This is a genomic window from Bacillus sp. NPDC060175, assembly GCF_042728695.1.
Classification (GTDB): domain Bacteria; phylum Bacillota; class Bacilli; order Bacillales; family Bacillaceae_G; genus Bacillus_A.
In genome coordinates, this window is record NZ_JBHWYR010000197.1 from 1 (window position 1) to 1187 (window position 1187).

Genomic DNA, 1187 nt, shown 5'->3' on the forward strand with positions numbered 1-1187 from the left:
TCTGATCCTCTTCCACAAACATTTCTAGAGCATCTTTTTCTACAATTCCTAAACTCCGTCTTATTTCCATTGGAATAACAATACGCCCCATGCTATCTGCTTTACGAGTAATCCCTCTTGATTTCATAAAATGCCACCCTTTATTTTTATCTACTATTACAGCACTTAGTTTAACAGTAAACCTCAATAAGGAATAGTTCGTATTACAGCACTTGTTTTAGCAGGAAATTCCAATGAGGAATAGTTCATGTTTTAACTTTCTCTTGTTTATTTCTGGTTTTTAAAATATTTATCCTTTATTATCTTGATGTATTGTTTTCTTTCTGTTAGTTCAAAAATAAATAAAGCCTTATTAATATAATTAAAACCATCTTCACTAGATTGCTGAAGTTCTAATAAATTTGAACCTTTTTCGAAATTTAGTTCCCCTAATAAGTATAAACTATTCATATTAATGGCTAATTTGATACCTATATCACTGTACTTTATTGCTTCTACATGTTCATATGTAAGATGTAAACATTTTGTTAAGGTATAAATAATTCTTAATTTAATTTCTTTATTTCCAGGGAATTCCATCCTATTAAAATTACTTAAACATTTCTTTAATATGCCTATACTTTTTTCATATTCTCCATTTTCCGCATAGATTACTGCCATTGTATGCATGATATCTATTTCTTTTTCTGATAAAAAATTGACATTAGTTAAAGTTAATTTTAATGCTTTATTTAAAAGGCCCAAAGCATTTTGGGTTAATCCCTTTACATTAAATATAGCTATCGCTTCATGCCATATTAGAAATTGTTTATCTTCTTTTGACTGGAAATTATTTTCGTTTTTCTCTTTTTTCACTATTTCATAAAGTTCTTTATATTGTTTTTGCTTTATACAATCTCTTATTACATATTTTACGTTTTCTACATATTTAAATTTTTTGTTTTGAGTTAGCGCAAATATATAATTCGGATCAACACCAAGTCTTTCAGATAATTGATACAACAATATGCTAGATGGATAAATAATACCTTTTTCTATCTTACTAATTTGACTTTGTGAACATATTCCATGACAAAATTCAGATTGTGATATATTTTTTTTCTTTCTAAGTTCTTTAATAATAATACCGAGATTGTAGAATTCCATTTCTCCCCCTCAAATGTAACAATTTATGAGTATAAGAATAT

General features: G+C 27.0%; 2 protein-coding genes. Both read right to left on the reverse strand.

Annotated features, from left to right (window positions below; all coding sequences use genetic code 11):
* A partial coding sequence (locus ACFWDE_RS30495) for an AbrB/MazE/SpoVT family DNA-binding domain-containing protein (RefSeq protein ID WP_377896398.1) occupies positions 1-127 on the reverse strand: 127 nt, incomplete at its 3' end.
* 140 nt (positions 128-267) lie between these two features.
* Positions 268-1146, reverse strand: a complete 879-nt coding sequence (locus tag ACFWDE_RS30500; RefSeq protein WP_377896397.1) for a helix-turn-helix domain-containing protein — start codon at positions 1144-1146, stop codon at positions 268-270.
* Positions 1147-1187: the final 41 nt, after the last annotated feature.